21 protein-coding genes are annotated in these 20,069 nt (G+C 58.6%); 17 read left to right on the top strand and 4 right to left on the bottom strand.

What is annotated here, in order from left to right; all coding sequences use genetic code 11:
- The first annotated feature begins 7 nt into the window (after positions 1-7).
- The 4 genes from AC5FXY_RS03050 to AC5FXY_RS03035 all read left to right on the top strand — a co-directional run bounded on the left by AC5FXY_RS03050 (position 8) and on the right by AC5FXY_RS03035 (position 2,106).
- Positions 8-448 (top strand): hypothetical protein, encoded by a 441-nt coding sequence (locus tag AC5FXY_RS03050; protein ID WP_493555153.1) that lies wholly within the window; start codon positions 8-10, stop codon positions 446-448.
- A gap of 62 nt (positions 449-510) precedes the next feature.
- A complete protein-coding gene (locus tag AC5FXY_RS03045) occupies positions 511-990 on the top strand; it encodes a group I truncated hemoglobin (RefSeq protein WP_493555152.1) in 480 nt (159 codons plus the stop codon).
- 131 nt (positions 991-1,121) lie between these two features.
- Positions 1,122-1,718 carry a GNAT family N-acetyltransferase gene (locus tag AC5FXY_RS03040; protein ID WP_493555151.1) on the top strand — a complete coding sequence of 199 codons (597 nt, stop codon included), beginning with the start codon at positions 1,122-1,124 and terminating at the stop codon, positions 1,716-1,718.
- Entirely contained in the window at positions 1,711-2,106 is a 396-nt protein-coding gene (locus AC5FXY_RS03035) for a diacylglycerol kinase family protein (RefSeq protein ID WP_493555150.1), read from the top strand. The genes AC5FXY_RS03040 and AC5FXY_RS03035 overlap by 8 nt, the downstream gene beginning before the upstream one ends.
- A 27-nt stretch (positions 2,107-2,133) precedes the next feature.
- Here AC5FXY_RS03035 and AC5FXY_RS03030 read toward each other — a convergent pair whose 3' ends face one another.
- The gene (locus tag AC5FXY_RS03030; protein WP_493555149.1) at positions 2,134-2,682 is read right to left on the bottom strand and encodes an RNA 2'-phosphotransferase; all 549 of its coding nucleotides are present in this window, start codon (positions 2,680-2,682) and stop codon (positions 2,134-2,136) included.
- A 97-nt stretch (positions 2,683-2,779) separates the two neighbouring features.
- Here AC5FXY_RS03030 and AC5FXY_RS03025 point away from each other — a divergent pair, with 97 nt between their 5' ends.
- The 5 genes from AC5FXY_RS03025 (at position 2,780) to AC5FXY_RS03005 (ending at position 6,046) form a co-directional block, all read left to right on the top strand.
- Positions 2,780-3,247, top strand: a complete 468-nt coding sequence (locus AC5FXY_RS03025; RefSeq protein ID WP_493555148.1) for a DUF6970 domain-containing protein — start codon at positions 2,780-2,782, stop codon at positions 3,245-3,247.
- Between the two features lie 100 nt (positions 3,248-3,347).
- Positions 3,348-3,827: a DinB family protein gene (locus tag AC5FXY_RS03020; protein WP_493555147.1), complete on the top strand. Its 480-nt coding sequence runs from the start codon at positions 3,348-3,350 to the stop codon at positions 3,825-3,827.
- Positions 3,828-3,910: 83 nt separating this feature from the next.
- The gene (locus AC5FXY_RS03015) at positions 3,911-4,531 is read left to right on the top strand and encodes a thioredoxin family protein (RefSeq protein WP_493555146.1); all 621 of its coding nucleotides are present in this window, start codon (positions 3,911-3,913) and stop codon (positions 4,529-4,531) included.
- Positions 4,532-4,698: 167 nt separating this feature from the next.
- A complete protein-coding gene (locus AC5FXY_RS03010) occupies positions 4,699-5,286 on the top strand; it encodes a nitroreductase family protein (protein WP_493555145.1) in 588 nt (195 codons plus the stop codon).
- A gap of 49 nt (positions 5,287-5,335) precedes the next feature.
- Positions 5,336-6,046, top strand: coding sequence for a pirin family protein (locus AC5FXY_RS03005; protein ID WP_493555144.1), 711 nt, complete (start codon positions 5,336-5,338; stop codon positions 6,044-6,046).
- A gap of 96 nt (positions 6,047-6,142) precedes the next feature.
- Here AC5FXY_RS03005 and AC5FXY_RS03000 read toward each other — a convergent pair whose 3' ends face one another.
- Both AC5FXY_RS03000 and AC5FXY_RS02995 read right to left on the bottom strand, forming a co-directional pair.
- A complete protein-coding gene (locus AC5FXY_RS03000) occupies positions 6,143-6,952 on the bottom strand; it encodes a DUF4382 domain-containing protein (protein ID WP_493555143.1) in 810 nt (269 codons plus the stop codon).
- A 233-nt stretch (positions 6,953-7,185) separates the two neighbouring features.
- Positions 7,186-10,272: an AsmA family protein gene (locus AC5FXY_RS02995; protein WP_493555142.1), complete on the bottom strand. Its 3,087-nt coding sequence runs from the start codon at positions 10,270-10,272 to the stop codon at positions 7,186-7,188.
- 154 nt (positions 10,273-10,426) lie between these two features.
- Here AC5FXY_RS02995 and AC5FXY_RS02990 point away from each other — a divergent pair, with 154 nt between their 5' ends.
- Together AC5FXY_RS02990 and AC5FXY_RS02985 are read left to right on the top strand one after the other, a co-directional pair.
- Positions 10,427-11,494, top strand: a complete 1,068-nt coding sequence (locus AC5FXY_RS02990; RefSeq protein ID WP_493555141.1) for a PorP/SprF family type IX secretion system membrane protein — start codon at positions 10,427-10,429, stop codon at positions 11,492-11,494.
- Between the two features lie 71 nt (positions 11,495-11,565).
- Entirely contained in the window at positions 11,566-12,846 is a 1,281-nt protein-coding gene (locus AC5FXY_RS02985) for an SUMF1/EgtB/PvdO family nonheme iron enzyme (protein WP_493555140.1), read from the top strand.
- 100 nt (positions 12,847-12,946) lie between these two features.
- Here AC5FXY_RS02985 and AC5FXY_RS02980 read toward each other — a convergent pair whose 3' ends face one another.
- Positions 12,947-13,648, bottom strand: a complete 702-nt coding sequence (locus tag AC5FXY_RS02980) for a ComF family protein (RefSeq protein ID WP_493555139.1) — start codon at positions 13,646-13,648, stop codon at positions 12,947-12,949.
- A gap of 175 nt (positions 13,649-13,823) precedes the next feature.
- Between AC5FXY_RS02980 and AC5FXY_RS02975 the strand changes: the two genes are divergently transcribed.
- The 6 genes from AC5FXY_RS02975 (at position 13,824) to ybeY (ending at position 20,052) form a co-directional block, all read left to right on the top strand.
- Positions 13,824-14,204 carry a carboxymuconolactone decarboxylase family protein gene (locus AC5FXY_RS02975; protein WP_493555138.1) on the top strand — a complete coding sequence of 127 codons (381 nt, stop codon included), beginning with the start codon at positions 13,824-13,826 and terminating at the stop codon, positions 14,202-14,204.
- Positions 14,205-14,207: 3 nt separating this feature from the next.
- Complete coding sequence (locus AC5FXY_RS02970) at positions 14,208-14,567, top strand: hypothetical protein (RefSeq protein ID WP_493555137.1); 360 nt, start codon at positions 14,208-14,210, stop codon at positions 14,565-14,567.
- A gap of 178 nt (positions 14,568-14,745) precedes the next feature.
- The gene (locus AC5FXY_RS02965; RefSeq protein WP_493555136.1) at positions 14,746-15,510 is read left to right on the top strand and encodes an exodeoxyribonuclease III; all 765 of its coding nucleotides are present in this window, start codon (positions 14,746-14,748) and stop codon (positions 15,508-15,510) included.
- Positions 15,511-15,660: 150 nt separating this feature from the next.
- Positions 15,661-19,068: a DUF4175 family protein gene (locus AC5FXY_RS02960; RefSeq protein ID WP_493555135.1), complete on the top strand. Its 3,408-nt coding sequence runs from the start codon at positions 15,661-15,663 to the stop codon at positions 19,066-19,068.
- Between the two features lie 39 nt (positions 19,069-19,107).
- Complete coding sequence (locus AC5FXY_RS02955) at positions 19,108-19,539, top strand: ATP-binding protein (RefSeq protein ID WP_493555134.1); 432 nt, start codon at positions 19,108-19,110, stop codon at positions 19,537-19,539.
- A 27-nt stretch (positions 19,540-19,566) separates the two neighbouring features.
- A complete protein-coding gene (gene ybeY, locus AC5FXY_RS02950; RefSeq protein ID WP_493555133.1) occupies positions 19,567-20,052 on the top strand; it encodes an rRNA maturation RNase YbeY in 486 nt (161 codons plus the stop codon).
- Positions 20,053-20,069 lie beyond the last annotated feature (17 nt).

Genomic DNA, 20,069 nt, shown 5'->3' with positions numbered 1-20,069 from the left:
GGTTTCTATGTTCGCATCGGTTAAGCGCAGACGGACGTGGGCCGGTTGGCTGCTCGTGGTGGCGTTGTTTACGTGGAGTAGCTGGGAAGCCCCTCACCTGCACGACTATGCCGCCCCTGTGCAAGTAGCGCTGATGCGCCTGGAAGGCGTAAAAACGCGTCAGCAGGCCCAGGTGCTGGAACAGCAGATGAACGCGGTACCCGGCGTCACGGCGTGTTCCTTCAATACCCGCACTCAACTGGTAACGCTGATGTACCACGAAGACGAGGTATCGGAGGACGAGTTGGGCCGCATCCTTTCGGTGGGAGGCACGCTGCCGGTAGAGCCCGTTCGGCAGGTAGCGGAGCCCGCCGATGCCCGTCAGTGCCCGGTACCGGCCAGCTATGTACTGGCGCTGGAGCGCCTTCGCTTTGCCCTGAACCTGCGCCGCCTGTTCATCCACGTCTGATTCATCCGGCGGTGCCTTCGGCCGAGGGCACTGCTTTTTTCCCCTTCTTATTCTTTCATTTCATGGCGCTGATTCGCCCCCAGCTTTCCTTGGCACTGCTGCTTGCCGGAACGTTAGTTTTCACCTCGTGCGGCAAAAAAGACGACCCAGAACCACCGTTGTACGAGCGCATGGGCGGGCTCGATGGCGTCAGTAACTTCGTTGACAAGCTCATGGCCAACGTAGTGGCCGAAACCGCCGAGCCCAACTCTGTGATGCTGCGCACCCACCAGCCCCTGCTAGCCGCCAATGACCCGGCCCGCGTGGCCCGCCTGCGTGCCAATTTCATTGACCAAGTAGGCGAGGCTTCCGGTGGCCCGCTGCGGTACCGCGGCATGAACATGGTGGCTGCCCACCGCGGCATGCTCATTACCGACAACGAATTTGCCGTATGGCGCGCCGCAGCCGATGACGCCATGCGCGCCAACAACATTACCGGCCGGGAAAAGGAAGAGCTGAGCGCCATTTTCGACGCCATGAAGGCCGACATCGTGGGCAAATAGTCCGCTCTATTCTTGTCCCTGATTAGTTGTGGCCCCGATCTGCTTGCCAGGTCGGGGCTTTTTTAGGACCGGTAAGGAGGCGCGGGCCGGCCCTTTTTGCGCATCTTTACAGTCTGCATTATCACCGGATTATGGATTGCACGCGTTGCATTACGCTCGAAAACAGCCGCGTACGGCTACGGCCACTGGAAGCTTCGGATTTTGAGGCCCTGAAACAGATTGCTTTCGATGCCGACATCTGGCGCTATACGCTTACTCCGGCTCCGCGCGACAACATGGCCCTGGCCGGCTACCTGGCGCAGTCACTTAAGGAGCGGCAGACAGGCCGCCGTTACCCTTTTGCCATTATCGATCTGGAAACTGGCAAGCTGGCCGGCAGCACCAGCTACGGCTCTTTTGCCCTGCCCGATGGCCGCATCGAAATCGGCTGGACCTGGCTTGGTAAAGAATTTCAACGCAGCGGCGTGAACCGTGCCGCCAAGCACTTGCTGCTCAAATACGCCTTCGGAGAGCTGGGCTGCGAGCGGGTGGAGCTGAAGACCGATGCACGCAACCGTCAGTCGCAGGAGGCGATGCGCCGCATGGGGGCCGTGCAGGAAGGCATTTTGCGCAGCCATTGCTTCACGCAAGGCGGTCAGCGCCGCGACACCATGTACTTCAGCATTCTACGCTCCGAGTGGGACAAGCTGCGTCAGTCCGTGTTTCGCGAGTACGACGGCCGTGGGTAAGGCTCCGCAGCGGCACCGCTCGCGCTGGCGACACGAGGTAGCCTCGTTCGGCTACGCCTTTCAGGGCATCCGCGAAGCGCTGCAATCGGAGCCACACCTGCGCTTCCATGCTTTCGCTACGGTGGTAACGGTGGCGCTGGGCCTATGGCTGCAGGTAGAGCGCCACGATTGGGCTCTGCTGGCGCTGGCCATCGGTGCAGTGTGGACGGCCGAACTGATGAATACAGCCGTGGAAAGCCTCGTCGACTTGGTGTCGCCGGATTTTCACGAGCTGGCCGGGCGCGCCAAGGACGTGGCCGCGGGCGCCGTGCTGCTGGCTTCACTGGCCGCCATCGTGGTGGGCCTGCTGGTATTTGGGCCGCCGCTATGGGCCCTTATAGCGAAGTAACGCCGAGCGTTATTCCTATGGCGACGGTTACGGAAGCTGGATAAACTGCGGTGGCACTGCATCGGTCAGCCACACGCCGTTTTCGGACTGATAAAACACATGCCCCTGCCGGGCCATTTCGCCGGCTGCTATCGTGAGCACCACGGGGCGGCCGTAACGCTGGCCTACTTGCCGGGCCGTATCGGTATCCGCCGACAGGTGCACATGGTGGCGCTGCTGCTTAAGTAGCCCTTGCTCCTGAATAAGGCTGAGGTTGCGCTCCGCCGTGCCGTGGTAAAGCACTTCGGGCGGCGTTTGGGGCGCGTAGCCGAGCTCCACCGCCACCGAATGTCCTTGGTTGGCCCGAATGCGCTGCCCATCGGGGCTAAAGGCAAAGCGCTGCTTGTCGCTGCCAGCCACTACGGCCTCCAGCAGTGCGCGGTCGGTGCGGTGTCCTTGAGCATTCAGGCCAGTAAGCAGCGCAGCCACGTCGGCCCAGCCGTTTTCATCCAGCGTCAGCCCGATGGTTTGGGGCTGATGGCGAAGCACCAGAGACAGGAATTTGCTCAGGGTACGATGGGGGTCAGAGCCAGCCATGGAGGTACTAATTGCGTATGCGAAAAGTGATAATGCAAACCCGTCCGGTATCGGGCGGGCAAGTTGTGTACATTTGCCGCCCTTTCCTAAGATGCTTATGCGCTGCTTTGCCGCTTTTGCCGCCGGAATGCTGTTGCTAGCCGGGTCGTGTGCCCGGACCGTCGACGTGAACACCCCCACCGATACCTCCGCGCCGCGGGCTACCGGTAACCCTTCCACGCCAGCCCCCACCACGGTACCCACCACCACGCCGGTGCCGACCGGTGGGCAAATGCCCTTCGACAGCCGCAAACGTCCGGCCTGGCTGGAGCAGAAAATCAGCGCGCACCTGGCGGCCAAGCTTGAGAATCCGCCTATTCGCATCCTGAGCTACGAGTACAAGGGCCAGACCGTGTTCTACGAATCGGCCCCGTGCTGCGACCAGTTCACCACGCTCTATGACAACACCGGCAAAGTACTGTGCCGCCCCGACGGAGGTATCACCGGCCGCGGCGACGGACGCTGCGCCGACTTTGAAAAAACCCGCACCAACGAACAACTGGTCTGGCAAGACCCGCGACAGTAATTTTTAGACATGAGTATCAAGACGGGAGAGAGGGATGATTCCGCTCGACGATGACGCGCTTCACAGTTCTCCCGTTTCGACACTCACTTCTCTTTTACCCATGATTAACACCATCGAAAAGCTAGGCGCCTACAATGTATGGGCCAATGCCAAGCTGCTCAACCACCTCGACGGCATTGTGGCCGGCGGTCAGCAACTTCCAGAGCGCGCCCTGCGCTTGTTTAGCCACGTCCTGAACGCGCAGGCCATCTGGCTGGCCCGCCTCACTAATACTCAGAGCCCGGTAAAAGTGTGGCAGGAGCATGATTTGCAGGGCCTGCACCAGTTGCACCAGCAGACCTCGCCCTCCTTGCATCAGTACATGCAGGACGCCGACGACGCGGAAATGACGCGCATGATCAGCTACTCCAATTCGCAGGGCAACGCCTACGACAGCCAAGTATCGGACATCCTGACGCACGTGTGCGTGCACGCCAATTACCACCGTGCCCAGGTGGCTACTGATCTGCGCAACAACGGCTTGGAGCCCATCAATACCGACTTTATCACCTATTGCCGCGAGCTGGCCGGGCAGGCCTGAATCGAAACCATCGGTTTGGTTTGCTGCGTTTTCAAAACCCTTCTACCTCAGAGGGGTTTTTTGCTGAATTTTATTTGACAACCATGTCTGCCACCTCCGTTGCCCCGGTTATAACGCCCGAACGGCTAGCCTCCGCCCATACCTACGCCACGTACCGCCAGCTCATCGATGATTTGCTGGCCCAGGGCCGCACCACCGGCGAAAACCAGTCGGAGTCGCTGCTGCACTATGCCAAGCTCAACGAGCAGCGGATGTCGCGCATCGATAAAACGATTATCGTGCTGCCGGAGCTGCAGCTGGAGCTCGACCGCCTGCAGCAGTCGTACGTGTGGCTGGTACTTACCGAAGGCTGGTGCGGCGATGCGGCCCAGATTGTGCCCACGCTAGAGGCCATTGCCCGCAGCAGCCACGGCAGGTTCACCACTCATTACCTGCTGCGCGACGAAAACCTCGACCTAATGGACCGCTACCTCACCAACGGCGGCCGCTCCATTCCCAAGCTCATCGTGCTGCGTGCCGATACGCTAACGGAAGTCGCTACTTGGGGCCCGCGCCCGGCACCGGCGCAGGAGCTCTTTTTGCGTCTAAAAGCCGAGCAGCTGCCTTTTGAGGAATTTGCCACTCAGCTGCACAGCTGGTACGCCAAGGACCGCACCCAAAGCACCCAGCAGGAGTTGTTGGAGCTGATCAAGCAATTGGCCTAACGGGTAAACCTACTTGGGACCTGGACCGCAAGCCTTATCTACCCTTAGGGCTACGGCCTACTGAAGTCGACTCCGGTGCTCGTTGCGCCTAAAGAACCGCGTCAGATGCCGGACTACTACCGTTGTCCCAGTTCCTACTTCTTACATCTCACTTCTCAACATTCCGCATGTCCATTAAGCACGCTCAAACGCGCTTTCCCGTGGCTGACTTCATCAAGCACCGCTGGAGCGCCCGTTCGTTTACCAATCAGCCCATCGACGATGAAGTGCTGCATACCCTGTTCGAGGCCGCCGGCTGGGCACCCAGCGCCATGAACGAGCAGCCCTGGCAATACATCTACGCCCATAAGCACCAGACCGAGGCCTTCCAGAAGCTCTGGGACTGCCTGCTGCCCGGCAACAAGCCCTGGGCCCAGGATGCCGCCGTGTTGGTGCTGGCGCTGGCTCGCAAGACCTACGCCCAGGACGGCAAGCCCAACGCCTCGTACCAGCACGATGCCGGCATGGCCAACGCCACGCTGCTGCTGCAGGCTACGCTGCTCGGCATTCACGGCCACCCCATGGGCGGCTACGACAAAGAGAAAGTACGCCGCGAGTACCAGCTGCCCGACGACGTAGAGCCCATCATCGTGCTGGCCCTAGGCTACGTGGGCGAAGCCGAGCGGCTGGAGGAGCCGTTCCGCTCGCGCGAAACCACGCCGCGCAGCCGCAAGCCGCTCGACGAGTTCGTGTTCGAAAACAGCCTGCCCGCGTAGCGCTGCGCTTCCAACTTGCACCTTACTACTCCCCAAACGCCCCGACTTCATGCAAATTCAACGTTTCCCGGCCGCCGAGCGCGGCCTGAAAGACATCGGCTGGCTGCAAAGCAATTTCACGTTTAGCTTCAGCTCGTACCCCAATCCGGTGCGAGCGGGTTTTGGGCTGCTGCGCGTGTTCAACGATGATTTTGTGAAGGCCGGGAGCGGTTTTGGCATTCACCCGCACCAGAACATGGAAATCATTTCGGTGATGCTGGCGGGCAAGATGAGCCACATCGACTCCCTGGGCTACAAGGAAGTGGTGGAGCAGGATTGGGTGCAGATCATGAGTGCCGGCTCGGGCCTGCGCCACGAGGAGCACAACGTGGGCGACGACGAGGTGAATTTCCTGCAGATCTGGATTGAACCTAAGCTGCAGAACATCAACCCGCGCTACCAACGCCGCTCTTTCCCGCGCGAGCAGCGTCGCAACCGGATTACCACCGTGGTATCCAACGAAGAAGGGCAGGCCCACTGCTGGATCAACCAGAACGCCAAGCTCAGCCTAGGCTACTTTGAGGCCGGCCAGCAAGTAACTTACGCGCTGAACCCGCTCAACAAATGCGTGTTCTTATTCGTCATCGAAGGCGAATTGCGCGTGGGCGACGAGGCCCTGCCCAAGCGGGAAGCCTTGGGCTTGTGGGACGCTGAGCGGTTCGATATCGAGTGCCAGACGGAAGCGCAGTTTCTCATCATCGAGGTGCCGATCAATCACTGATGACGTGCCCTGCCTGCGCAGAATGATGTGAGGTTAAAAAGCAAAAAACCACGCTGAGTTGCCTCAGCGTGGTTTTTTGCTTTTTAACCGGACTGCCTACTGCACCGAAATAGTGCCGAGGTCGGTGGTATTGTTGTTGGTCACAGTTACTCCCGTGCGCGTAGCCTCACGATAAGCGGCCTGATTGGTGGGCGCGGTCGTCGTCGGGAACAGCTTCACGGTGTAAGTACCAGCGGGCAAGCTCATCAGCTGGAAGGCGCCGCTGGCATCGGCGCGGGTGCTGAAGGTGTCAGGCACGGTGATGGAAGAGCGGATGGCTAGCACCTGTGGCTCGGCAGCAGCCGGCGAAGCCACGCCGCGCAGCATGCCGTTCAGGTCCTGCGCCACCACCCGAATGACGGGCTTCAGCAGAAAGCGGTTCGAGCCGTTGCCACGCTCCACGATGGACTTGGCCACGTCAAAGTCCAGCAGCAGTTGGTAGGTCTCGCGGGCCTTCAGATCCACATTCTGCAGCTTCAGCTTCACGCCCGAAGTCTGGCCACTGGGCGTCTTGAGCTCGTAGGTACCGGTCTTGGTCGTCACGGTGTTGTTTGGGCCGAGCACGAGGCGAATCTCCTTAATCTCACCAGGCTTGAAGTCGGTATCGACAAGCAAGGCCGAACGCCCATTCACGTACTCCAGAATATTGATGCTTTGTGCCGTGAAGGGCAGGTTCTCCCAGCCGTTCGGGTCATTCTCATCCTTCAGGTGGACTTCGATCTGACGCAAATCCAGGTTGACGGCCCGGAAATCACCCGGGGCGTCGGTCAGGCGAATCTGCAGCTTGGCCTGTTTGGCATCCTTGCCGCAGCTGCCGAGCCCCAGCACGGCGAGCAGCGCCAGCGGAGCGAGAAAAGTTCTTTTCATGTGGTGGAGGAAAACGAGTAGGGAAAAAGTGCAAGCGGGGCTAGTACGTAAGAACCTAACAAAAGGTACACGGCAAGAAATATACCATTTTGCTGCCACACGCAACCATCCCTCGCCGTTGCCAATACCACTTTGGGGTCGATGAATAAGCTACCTGCATCGACGAAAGCCAAAAACAAACCGGCCCGTCGGTTTTCACCCACGGGCCGGACCAGCTTCGTTGATTTCAAAAATTAATTACCAGTAGCCGCTGAATCCGGTTTGGCGGGGGTAGCCGGAGTTGGAGCTGGAGTTGAAGTAGGCTGTGCGGGCTTCTTGCCACGGTTCAGCAGGTTGTTTAAGCCCTGCGACGCCTTGTCTTTCAGCTTGGCCTCGGCCTCCAAGCGCCTCTTCTCCACTTCCTGCTGCGCTTTGGCCTGCAGTTCCAGTTGCTTGCGTTCCAGTTCGCGGCGGGCGCTGTCTTGCGCCACCTGCGCCCGGGCCTGTAGTTGAAGTTTGGCGTCGTCTACCTTCGACTGCACCACGCTCTGCACGATATTCTTAGCCTGGGCCTTGGCACCGGCGGTGGTCAGGTTCACAGTCGGGTTAGTCATTGAGCCGCCGATTTTCAGGCCCATGGTCACGCGCTCGGTCCCCTTGATGTCCTGCACCCCAGTCAGCTGAGTAAGCTTCGCGTTTAAGGCATTGCCGACCTTGCCGGTGGGCACGTCCAGGGCCATTACGTATTCCAGGTTGCCGGCCACGTTGGAGGAGCCGCCCACCGTGCTCTTGATCTGACCGACGTTGAACTCAAACGGCTTCACGATGAAATTACCGTTCAAGAATTCAGCAGCCACATCCTTGTTCTCCACCACAAAGCGCTTCAGCTCATCGAGCTGAGTGAGGTTACTCACCTTGGTCATTACGGGTGATGCGCCCAGTGCAGCGCGCACTACTTCAAATAGGCCCTTGCCGGTGAGGGTGCTGTACACGGGCATCATATCGGGGCCCATTTCACCGGTCACGTTGAAGTTGGTGGAGAAGATGCCCTCCACCTGCGAAGCTAGCGGCACCAGCGTCTTCACCGAGTTGAAAGCGCGGAAGGCGTTCTGGAAGTCCAGGTTTTTGATGTTCAGCCCCAAAGAGAACTTAGGGTGCTGCAGGTCCTTGCTGCTGTAGCTGCCGGTGGTAGCGAAGGAGCCACCCAGGGTGTTGAAGGTCAACCCGTTCATATTGACGGCTTCATCCTTCACCGCTACGGTGCCTTTCAGGTTTTCCAGCTTCAGGTTGTCGTATACCACTTGGTCAGCGTTGGCGTTCAGGGTCAGGTCGAAGAACTTCGGAATCTGCAGCACGCCGTCGGCCTGAGCGGGCGTGGCGGGTGCCTTGGCAGCGGTGGCAGCGCCGGTGGTAGGCTTGCCGCTGGCTTCGTCCACCATCCACTCGTTCACGTTGAAGCGCCTGGAATTCACCGTCAGATTACCGCGCAGGGGCTGGCCGGGCGTAAACAGGTAGCCCATGTAGTTGGTAATCGTGCCCGAAGCCGCGAAGTCGGACGTGCCGAGAAAGCCCGACATGTTTTGCAGCACGATCTGCGCATTGTTGAACGTAGCCGTGGCTTGGTTTACTTTCAGGCCCTGGGGCAGGTCGCCACTTTTGTAAGTCACGTTTTGCGCCTGCATTGTGCCCGAAGCCACGATGTTCTGGTAGCGCTCAGCCTCGATATCGGCCATGCTGCCTTTGGCGGCGATGTTGCCGTTGAGGCGGCCAGTCACCGTCATGCCTTCCAGCGGAAAAATCTTGGTGAGCTTGGTTAGGTCCACCACGCCCTTCACGTTGGCGTCGAATACGGGCTTGTCGATGTTCTGGGCCGCCACCCGGCCTTCCAGCGGCTCGCCGTCGAGCAGCATCCGAAACTGCGGAATATCGATGCGCGTGTCGTTTACTTGGCCGGTGGTGTTCACCACGGTGCCATTCAACGTCAGGTTCTCAATGGGCGCCGGGAATTCCTTCGACTTCACGTAACCGTTGGTCAGGCGTAGTGCGGCCTGCGTCACGGGCATCTGCGTCTTGGAGTAAGAGCCCTTGGCCGTGGCATCCACGGCCAACAGCCCGCGCAGCACCATATCCGGTACGGGGTACACTTTGGTCATTTCGGCCAGATCCACGTTGGCCTTCACGCGGCCGTCTATCTTCATGGGCTCCAGCCCGTCAATGGATACGTTGCCGTCCACGGGATTCTTGCCCAGATCGAGGTGAAAGCGCTTCACGTTTACCTTCACATTATTGGTGAAGCCCGAAGGGTTGTCCACCGTCATGTCCACGTTGATATTGCGAGCGGCTTGTGGCAGGTCGGGGTAGTGAAACATGCCGTTGTTGATCTGCAGGTTCAGGCCGTAGCCGGGCATCCGCGTTTCGTTCTGCACACCCTTGAAGTAGCCGTCGAACGCCACTTTGCCGCTAGTCTCGAGGTTCTTGAAGTCCTTCGTAAACACGCCCGGCACCAGGCTCAGGATGTTCTTGAAATCCGTTTGCAGGGCCTTAAAAGTCAGATCGTAGGTAATGTCCGTAGCGTTCGGCAACCCGATGGCGCCCTGGAAGCTGAACGGGAAATCATTCAGCCGCACCTGGTTGTCTTTGAAAGTGAAGAGCATCTTGTCCAGGTCCATGCCCATGGTCACGTCGGCGGTCAGCTGCTTCTTGTCGAGGTAGGCGGTGCCATCGTAGCGCATGGTCAGGGCCTCGGCTGAGGTCTGCGACTTCATATCGAAAATGTTTGAAGCAAAGTCGCCGGAACCGGAGTGGTTCACGCCCCGCATCTCCATACCGAAGGGGATGGTCAGGTCCTCGTAACGTACGCGGCCGTTATCAATCTTCCAGCCCTTAATGGTCAGTCGAATGGCGCTGGTGTCTTTGCCCTGCTCGGCCAGCGTCGAGTCGGGAATGACGATGTCCCAGTTGGCGCGCCCGCTCTTCAGAATTCGAGCGTGAATGTCGGGCCGCTCTAGGCTGACCGAATTAATCTTGATTTGCTCCCCGCGGATAACGCTCATCAGATCCAAGCCGATATCAAGCCGGGGTAAGTAAGCCAGCGTGTCACGCGCAAACGAATCCTGCCCGATAATCCGCAACTGCTCCACGCTCAGGTCCAGATCGGGGAAGGTGCGCAGCAAACTCACACTGACATTCTCCGGCTGGTATTCTACCCGTGCCGAAAGCTTCTGAGCAAGTTGTTGATCGAGGGCGGCCTTGAGTTTGTCCTTGAACAGTATCGGCATCAGCGCGACGGCTGCCACCAGCACCACCAGCAAAACCAGCAGACCTAGAAAAAATTTTCGCATGTGATAAATGATTGACGACTAAGCCACAAGCGGCGTGAAGGGGCGTCCGATTAGTTGAGGTGACAAGTCTAAGATGGGCGAATTTGCAATTTTAGTTCCGCCACCCCACCCCCGCGCACCAAACGCGGGCTTCCGGCCGTTAGTACACCCGCCTATGTGTGCCATATTCCTGCCCGTTGTTTTACGTCAGCGCGCCCGTACCGCCGGGCTGCGCCGTTGGATGGCGGCTGCGCTTTTGGGTTTAAGCGTGGCACCCACCACACAGGCCCAAGACGTTTATTTTTCGCAGCCGTACGCCACGCGGCTGCACCTGAACCCGGCCTTTACGGGCCTCATAAGCGACGCCAGCGTCACACTGGCGTACCGCAACCAGTACCCCACGCTCATCGGTACGCTGCAAACCAGCCAGCTAGCCGCCGACTACCGCTTCCAGGATCAGCGAAGTGCCGTGGGTCTGCTCATCAACGCCGACCGCGGTGGCGGCCTTGACCTGACGCGCTTGGAGGCCGGTTTTACTTACGCTTACCGCGCTAAGCTGGCCCAAGATGTGTACGTGAGTGCCGGCGCCCACGCCGCGTACGGCTCCCAGCGCATCAGCTACAACAACCTGCTCTTCGGCGACCAGCTTTCCGACGACGGCCAGAACCTCGGCCCCTCCGGCGAAAACCTTGCGCAACTTTACGACCCGGTACGCTACCTCACCCTGGGAGTCGGGGGGTTGCTGTATACTAGCAATGCTTGGGGCGGCTTGGCCATGCACCACCTGAACCAGCCCCAATTTGGTCAGCTTCAGAACACTAAACTCCCATTTCGCCTAGCGGCACACGGTGGCTACAAATACTATTTCGTGCGCAACAGCGTTAAGCAGCAGTACCGCGAGGTTAGTCTTTCGCCCACGGCCGCTTATACCTATCAGGGCGGTTCGGAGCGGGCTGAAATAGGTCTTTACGGTACTGCCACGCCACTCACGGCCGGAGTGCTGTGGCGGGGCTCCTTGCCCGGTCCGGGCAAAGCCCAACAGAGCTTGGTAACGCTGCTGGGTGTGGCGTGGAACGGTTTCCGCTTCGGTTACAGTTACGACGTGAGTCTCAGCCGGTTTAGCCGCGAAGTAGGAGGCGCCCACGAGCTAACATTGTGTTTAGAAAAGATTGATTTGCTCGAAGCCGCGAAGCGACGTTTAAGACGCAAAAATTACGCTGCTCCCCCTTGTCCCTCCTTTTGAAAACTCGTAGTATTGCGTTCAGTTTGCCTTTCTCAAGCCTTTTTCGCTCAAGGAGTTCCACGTAAACAAGTATGAATCTTTCCAAGTACCTGCGTTTGGCCGTCGTTGGCGCTTGCGCCCTGTCGGCTTGCAAAAGCGGTCCGCCGTCGGCTCAGAAGCCCGGCAAGTACAGCTCGACCACCGGCATTGAGTACAACACCGAGGAAGGCATGAAGGTAGCTGACTACCAAGGCATTCCTGAAGGTCCAGGTCTCGTTTTCATCGAGGGCGGCCGCACCGTGCTGGGCTCCGGTGAAGAAGACGTGGCCATGACCCACGACAACCTCGAGCGCACCGTTACAGTAGCTTCGTTCTACATGGACGAAGCTGAAGTTGCCAACATCCACTGGCTGGAGTACCTGCACTACGTGCGGAAGGACTCGTCGGAGGAGTTCTACCAGAAAGCCCTGCCCGATACCACCGTATGGGCCCGCGACCTGTCGTTTAACGACCCTTACGTTGACTACTACCTGCGTTACCCTGGCTTCCGCTATTTCCCGGTAGTGGGTGTCAGCTGGCTGCAGGCCAATGACTTCTGCACCTGGCGTACGGCCAAGGTGAACGAAAACCTAGCTATGCAATCCGATGGCGGCGAAAGCGGCGGCGGACGTAAGAAGGGCGGCGGACTATTCGGCAAAAAGAAAAAAGGCGCTGCTGCTGACGGTGCTGAAGGCACAACCGAAGGAGAAGGCGACGGCGAAGGCAAAGTGCGGATTGCCATTGAGAACGGCAATACCCTGCCTAACTACCGCCTCCCCACCGAAGCCGAATGGGAATACGCTGCTCAGGCTATGATCGGCACCCAGGAAACCGGCAACGAGAACCAGGAGAACAAGCGCGTATATCCGTGGGATGGCCGCCAGGTGCGTAACCCCTACGGCAAGAAGATGGGTCAGTTCCTGGCCAACTTCAAGCGCGGCCGCGGTGACTACGCTGGTATTGCCGGCTCGCTCAACGACGGCGCAATGATTACCGAGTACATCTACTCGTACCCGCCCAATGATTACGGCCTGTACAACATGGCTGGCAACGTAAACGAGTGGGTACAGGACGTATACCGTCCGCTGTCGTTCGAAGACATGGAAGACCTGAACCCCTTCCGTCGAAACGGTGTGCTGGACGAATCGGAGAAGTACGACAAGAAAGGCTACCAGTCGCTGATCGACGACCACGTACGCGTCTACAAAGGCGGCTCGTGGAAGGACGTAGCTTACTGGCTCTCGCCCGGTACGCGTCGCTTCATGGCTGAAGACTCGGCTACGGCCTCTATCGGCTTCCGCTGCGCCATGATCAACCCCGGCTCGAACAAGTAAGCCTTAGGGTTAGCCCAAACGCAAAACGGCCCGGACTACTGCAGTCCGGGCCGTTTTGCGTTTGGGCTGGTCGTTATCAATGGCTGATCTTATACTTCACTTAATGTTCGGCGCAAGCAATGGTGGCAACGCTCACAGCCGCGGCACCAGCATCGAGCAGTTTGATGGCGCAGGCTTCCAAAGTGGCGCCGGTGGTCAGCACATCATCGACTACCAGTATGTGCTTGCCTTGCACTGCTTCGGGGTCGGCCACGTCGAACACTTCGGCTACGTTTTGCCATCGTTCGGCGCGGCTCTTGCGCGTTTGGGTGGTGGTGAAGCTGGTGCGGCGTAGCACCGTCGGCGACCAAGCCACATCCAAGCTTTCGGCCAGCCCTTGGGCGAAGGTGTCGGATTGGTTGTAGCCACGCTTGGCCAGCTTGCGGCGGTGCAACGGTACGGGAACAATCAATTCAATGTCGGTGCCTAGACCGGCCTGGGCCAACTCCTGCCCGTACATCTGCCCCAAAGCAGTTCCCACTTCCTTCTGACCTTGGTACTTGAGCTGGTGCAACAGGTGCTGCACGCGGCCGCGGCGCAGGAAGCGCAGGTAGCTGAGTACGTAATGCATGGGTACACGACCCCAAAAGCGTCGCGCCAGCGGGTTATCGGTAGGGGAGAGGCGGTGGTAATCGGTGTACGGAAGCTGGGTGCGGCAGCTGGTGCACAGGTGCGTTTCGCCGCGGGCTAAAGACTGCTGGCAAGCCAGGCAGGTGCGGGGAAAGATCAGTGAAACGAAATCGGATAGGGCTGTGCGAAGCATCGGTAAGACGCTGAATGGACGAAATAGAAGGTTTCAATCAATAAGTAATTGACGGCTATGATAGCGTTAGCGCGTCATAATTGCTGCTGAATGTAAACCTTTGCAGGCAGAAAGCCATTGATGCAATCAGGCATTTGGCTTCAACTTCCCCTTTCACCATCTCACCATTTCACGGATGAGCCTCGTCACCGAATTCAACGACTACCGCTCGCGCATGAACGAAAAGATCATGGCGGCGGATAACAAAGTTATCAAGCGCTTTTTCAACCTTGATACCAATACTTACCAAGCCGGCGCCCTCGACGTCAAGACCAAGGAAATCGTGGGTTTGGCCTGCTCTATGGTGCTGCGCTGCGACGACTGCATCAAGTATCACCTTGGCAAGTGCTACGAAGAAGGCCTCACCGATGCGGAGGTATATGAAGTGTTTGCCATTGCCAATCTCATCGGCGGCAGCATCGTGATTCCGCACTTCCGCCGGGCCGTGGAGTACTGGGAAGCCCTGAAGGAAGAATCGGCTACGCCCACGGCGCCTCACGCCGAGCACACCGCTTAATCCATGCTGGATCCGCAGGAAACGGAGGCCCAGTTCGAGCACCGCTGGTGGCTGCTGATGTCGGAAATGAAGGAACGATTCGGCAAAAAGCCCGACCTCAACGCCCTGCTGCTGCTCATTGGGGTACAGGAGTTGGGCCAGGGCGCTGGGCCGTTCTCCAAAGAGCAGAAGCAGGACCTGATGCACATTGCCACCTGCAAACTTTTTAGCCTATCGGGCTACTACGAGTTGGAGCGCTTGGACGAAGAGGGCTGGCCCCATTACCGCCTCATCAGGCCCGTCCCTTTTGCCAATTTGAAAGAACAGGAGCGGATGCTAAAGTGGCACATGCTGGAGTACTTTGCTCAAGAAGAAAATGAGTAAAGTGGCTTGATGCACTGCTGCTCAAAGCACAAAAGCTTCTGGCATCTGAATGTCAAGTTATAGAACGTTCCGCTGAGCTTACAGAAGCATTTCTACTGCTTCGTTGAGACTAGTATCAGACAAAGTAGCAGAGATGCTTTGGTAAGCTCAGCAGGCAGTTTTTATTTAATACTTCTCATTGAAAATCATTTCTTACAACGTCAACGGCCTGCGCTCGGCCCTGAGCAAGGGGTTGCTTGACTGGGTGCAGGAAGCCCAGCCAGATGTGCTTTGCCTGCAGGAAATCAAAGCGGGCCGCGAGGCGCTGGATGTGGCGGGCTTTGAGGCCCTTGGCTACCATGCCTACCTGTATCCAGCCCAAAAACCGGGGTACAGCGGTGTAGCCACCTTCACCAAGCAATTGCCCAAGGCCGTGACGATGGGTTGCGGCCGTGAAATCTATGACCACGAAGGCCGCGTCCTGCGGCTGGATTTTGACGATTTCTCGGTGCTGAATGTGTACATGCCCTCGGGCACGAGCGGACCGGAGCGGCAGCAGTTCAAGCTCGACTGGCTGGCGTGGTTTTCTACCTACGTGAAGGCCCTGCGTCACTCGGTACCGCCGCTGGTTATTTGCGGCGACTTCAACTGCTGCCCCACACCCATCGACCTGCACAACCCCAAGGCCAACCAGAACAGCCCCGGCTACACGCCCGCGGAGCGGGCCTGGTTTGCCGCTTTCCTGGCCGACGGCTACACCGACTCGTTTCGCCACCACCACGGCGAAGCGCCGCATCAGTATTCTTGGTGGAGCTACCGCGCCGGCAGCCGCTCGCGCAACGTGGGCTGGCGGCTAGATTACCTACTGGCCGATAACAGCTTGCAACCCCGGCTTGTCTCGGCCGGTCTGTTACCCGATGCGGTACATTCCGACCACTGCCCGGCCTACGTGGAACTGCAGTAGCCGATCCTACGCTACAACTGCGCCTTGGTTCGGCACTTATTGCGGGCCGGTGGTGGTTAAAGAAGCTCAGCGGCACGGGTCGGATGGGCCCGGCCCGGCGGTTTCGCCGTATCTTACTCTGCCTTCACCTAGTCGACGCGAAGTTCTGCCATGCCGGCAACGCCATCTGTTACTTCTTCATCCGCCCCTGCCAGTTGGCAGGCCGTACGCAAGCATCTGGAAGACTTCAAACGGAAGTTTTATCTGAGTTTGCTGGTACGCGGCCTTCTGGTGGCCGGTGGGTTACTGCTCACGCTGTTTGTCGTTTTCAATCTGCTCGAATACTTTCTTTACCTGCCCACCTGGGTGCGGGGTGGATTGCTGTTCGGCTTTTTGGGACTGACGATCTGGGCCTTCATTCACTGGATCTGGCAGCCCTTAGCTGCTCTTACCAACCTGCGCCGCCTGCTTTCTGATGAGCAGGCCGCACAGCACGTGGGCAAGCTATTTCCGGAAGTGCAGGACAAGCTCCTGAACGCTCTGCAGCTGCAAGGCCAGGCCCGCGACAACGCCCTGATTGCGGCCAGCCTCGATCAGCGCGCCGGCCAATTGTCGGGCCTGGAGTTTGCCGAGCGCATTCGCATCAAGGAAGAAACCCGGCCCTTGTGGAAGTACGCCGCGGTGCCGGCTGCCTTGGCTGCCGTGCTGCTGCTGGTGTGGCCCAGCTTGTTTGTGCAGGGCACCGAGCGCATTCTGCACTACAACAAAGCTTATGCGCGGCCGATGCCCTTCCGCTTTGTGCTGGCAAACAAACAGCTGCAGACCTTTAAAAACGAAGACTTCAAGCTGGAAGTCACAGTGGAAGGTATGGCAGTGCCCAACGAAATCAACGTGCTGTTCGATGGTCGTGAGCGGCGCCTGACCAAGGTGGCGCCAGGCCGCTTTGCCTTTACTTTTCAGCAGCCGCAGCGCAGCACGCAGTTTCAGCTGGCCGCCGCGGGCTTTACTTCCGATGATTACCAGTTGCGCGTGCTGGAGCGGCCCAACCTGCTCGACTTCGCCGTGCGCGCCGAATACCCCGCTTACTTGCGCCGGCCGGCCGAAAGCCTGCCCAATGAAGGCAACCTCACCGTACCCGAAGGCACGCGCCTGACCTGGCAGTTCAACACCGCCGCAACCGAACAAGTAAAGCTGGAGTTTCTGGAGCCCAACGAAACCGTAACCGCCCAGGCCGTAGCCGACGACCAGTTCACCGTGACGCGCCCGGCCGTGCGCAGCCAGCCTTACCGCGTGCAACTGCGCAACGCCATCAGCCCCAACCGCGACCCCATCGAATACCAGCTCACCGTGGTGCCCGACCAAGCACCCAGCATCACCGTGGAAGCCTTTGCCGATACGGCTACGCGCCGCTACCTAGCCCTGGCTGGCACCGTGCGCGACGATTACGGCCTGACGCGCCTAGCCTTGCACTACCGCGTAGGCACGGCGCAGCAGCCGGGCCAATGGCGCTCCGCCCCCATGGCCCTGGCCAGTGCCAGCCCCGCCCAGACGTATACCCACCAGTGGGACCTGGCTTCGCTGCGCCTCAAGGCCGGCGACCAGCTGGAGTACGCCGTGGAAGTGTGGGACAACGACGGCCTGAAAGGCCCCAAAAGCACCCGCACCCGCCCGCTGACTTACCGCCTGCCGAGCCGGGCCGAAATGCGCACTCAGCTGAATGCTGAGTCGCAGGCCATGCAAAACAAGATGACCAGCGCTCAGGAGCAGAGCAAGAAGCTGCAGCGGGAACTGGCCAAAGCCGAAGAAAAGCTCAAAACCAAACGCGAGCTAAGCTACTCCGACCGCAAGGAGATGCAGCAAATGCTGCAGGAAAAGCAGCAGATGGACCAGCAGCTCGAGCAGATGAAGCAGATGTTTGCACAGCTGCAGCAGAAGCAGGAGCAGATGGAACCGCAAAGCCAAAAGCTGGCGGAAAAGGCCCAGGAGCTGCAGAAGCTCATGGACTCCATGATGGACCCCGAAACCAAGAAGCTGTACGAGGAACTGCAAAAGCTACTGCAACAGCAGAAGGCGCCTGAGGGCGAGATTCAAAAGCTGCTCGATAAGCTTGAGAACAAGGAAGAAAACATGCAGAAGGAGCTGGAGCGCGCCATGGACCTGTTCAAGCAACTGCAGCTGGAGCAGAAGATGGAAAACGCGACCGAGCAACTGGAAAAGCTAGCCGAGCAGGAGCAGAAGCTGGCGGAGCAAACCCAAAAGGCCGCCGAGAAAAGCCCCGAGCAGCGCAAGCAGGAAAACGAGCAGCTCAAGCAGCAGCAGCAGGAAGCCCAAAAGGCTTTCGAAGATGTGAAGAAAGAGCTGCAGGAAGCCAAGAAGCTCGATCAGCAGCTCGACAACCAGAACAACCTCGATCAAATGCAGCAACAGCAGCAGGAGATTGATCAGGAAATGCAGGAAAGCCAGGAGGAATTGGGCAAAAACCAAAACCAAAAGGCGGCCCAAAGCCAGAAGGACGCGGCGCAGAAGATGAAGGACATGGCGCAGAAAATGCGTCAGCAGATGGAGCAGGAAGAGTCGGATCAGCAGCAGCAGAACATCGATGACCTGCGCGACATCCTGGAAAACCTGCTGAAACTGTCCTTCGACCAGGAAGGCCTGATGAAGCAGTTCAGGCAGGTAGATCAATCCGACCCGCGCTTCGTGCAGCTCAGCCAGAACCAGCGCAAGCTCCGCGACGACGCCGTGGTAATTCAGGATTCGCTTTATGCCCTGGCCAAAAAGGTATTCCAGCTGCAGTCATTCGTGACGCGCGAAGTGGGCGAGATGAACGGGCAGATGGACCAAGCCATGGACCAGCTGCGTCAGCGAAACGTGGGCCGGGCCACCAGTTCGCAGCAGCTGGCCATGACGAGCATGAACAACCTCGCCCTGATGCTCAACGACGCCTTGCAGCAGATGCAGGAGCAGCAACGCCAATCCCAGCAAAACCAGTCGGGCAGCGGCAAGCCCGGCAAGAAAAAGAAGAGCGGCCAGCAAAACCCTGGCGTAGGACAGATGGGCAAGTTGCAGCAGCAGCTCAACGAGCAGATTCAGCAATTGCAGCAGAGCGGCAAGAGTGGGCGCCAGCTTTCCGAGGACCTGGCCAAAATGGCCGCTCAGCAGCAAATGTTGCGCGAAGCCCTGCAGCAATTGGAGAAAATGCAGCAACAGGCCAAAGAGGGCAAAAACGGCCAAAAAGGCAAAGGAGAGGAGGGCATGGGCGGCCTCGGCGAGCTGAAAAAAATGATGGAACAAACCGAGACGGACCTCGTAAACAAGCGCTTGACGGAGCAAACCGTTATGCGCCAACGTCAGATCCTGAGCCGCCTCCTGGAAGCCGAGAAATCGGCCAGGGAGCGGGACCTCGACAACAAGCGCGAAGCCGAGACGGCGCGCACGGTGCCGCCCGGTTTTCCGCCGGCTTTCGAGAAATATCGACAGGAACGTAACCGTCAGACGGAGTTGCTACGTACCGTACCGCCGGCCCTCACTCCGTATTATCAGCGGGAGGTGAGCGAGTATTTTCAGAAAATGAAATAGCGCTGCCTATTTTTACGCCCGTTGCCCTTTCTCCACTCCATGAAGCAGGTTAAAATCCAGATTCCTTCCCTCGTCGAGAATATCCGCGTGGTGGAAAGTTTTATCGACAACTCGAAGGAAACCTTTCACATCGAGGACGATATCTATGGTAATATTATGGTGGCCGTCACGGAAGCCGTGAACAACGCCATTCGCCACGGCAACAAGTTCGATAAGGACAAGAACGTGCTGCTGTGCCTGACCATAGATCAGGACCGTGTGAAATTCGAGATTGAGGATCAAGGCCCCGGGTTCGACTATACCAATTTGCTCGACCCGACGGCTCCCGAAAACCTCGAAAATCCCGGTGGCCGTGGTATCTTCCTGATTCGGCACCTAGCCGATGAGGTCGAGTTTGCCAATGATGGCCGCAAGGTAGAACTCACGTTCTTCCTGCCCCCGAGCGGTGCCAACGGTCAGGCCGTAGCCTAGATTTCCTCATTTCTTTTCTGCTCGATCATGCACGACGACACCCAGCTGCCGCCCGCTCACGACGAAGCCTACGACCCGCTGCACGACGCACCGGGCATCGAATTCGTAGTCGAAGACGTGGATTTCGAGCTTGGTGACGCTACTGCGCTAATCGAATGGATTGAGCGCGTGGCGGCCGTGCACGAGCACAAAATCGTGCAGCTCACCTACGTGTTCTGCTCCGATGAGTACCTGCACCGCGTAAATGTGGAGTACCTCGACCACGACACCTACACCGACGTTATCACCTTCGACAACGCCGACGATGCCGACATCATCGAGGGCGACGTGTTTATCTCGGTAGATCGGGTGCGCGAAAACGCCCAGACGCACAACGTCACGTTCCGCGACGAGCTGCACCGCGTGATGATTCACGGCGTGCTGCACCTGCTCGGCTACAAAGACAAAGATCTGCTGAGCCAAACGGCCATGCGCAAGAAGGAAGACGACTGCCTTTCGCTGCGTGCGTTCTAAGCATATACATCGACCTT

Source organism: Hymenobacter sp. FMD4 (assembly GCF_058932745.1).
This window is presented reverse-complemented; position numbering and strand designations above follow the sequence as displayed.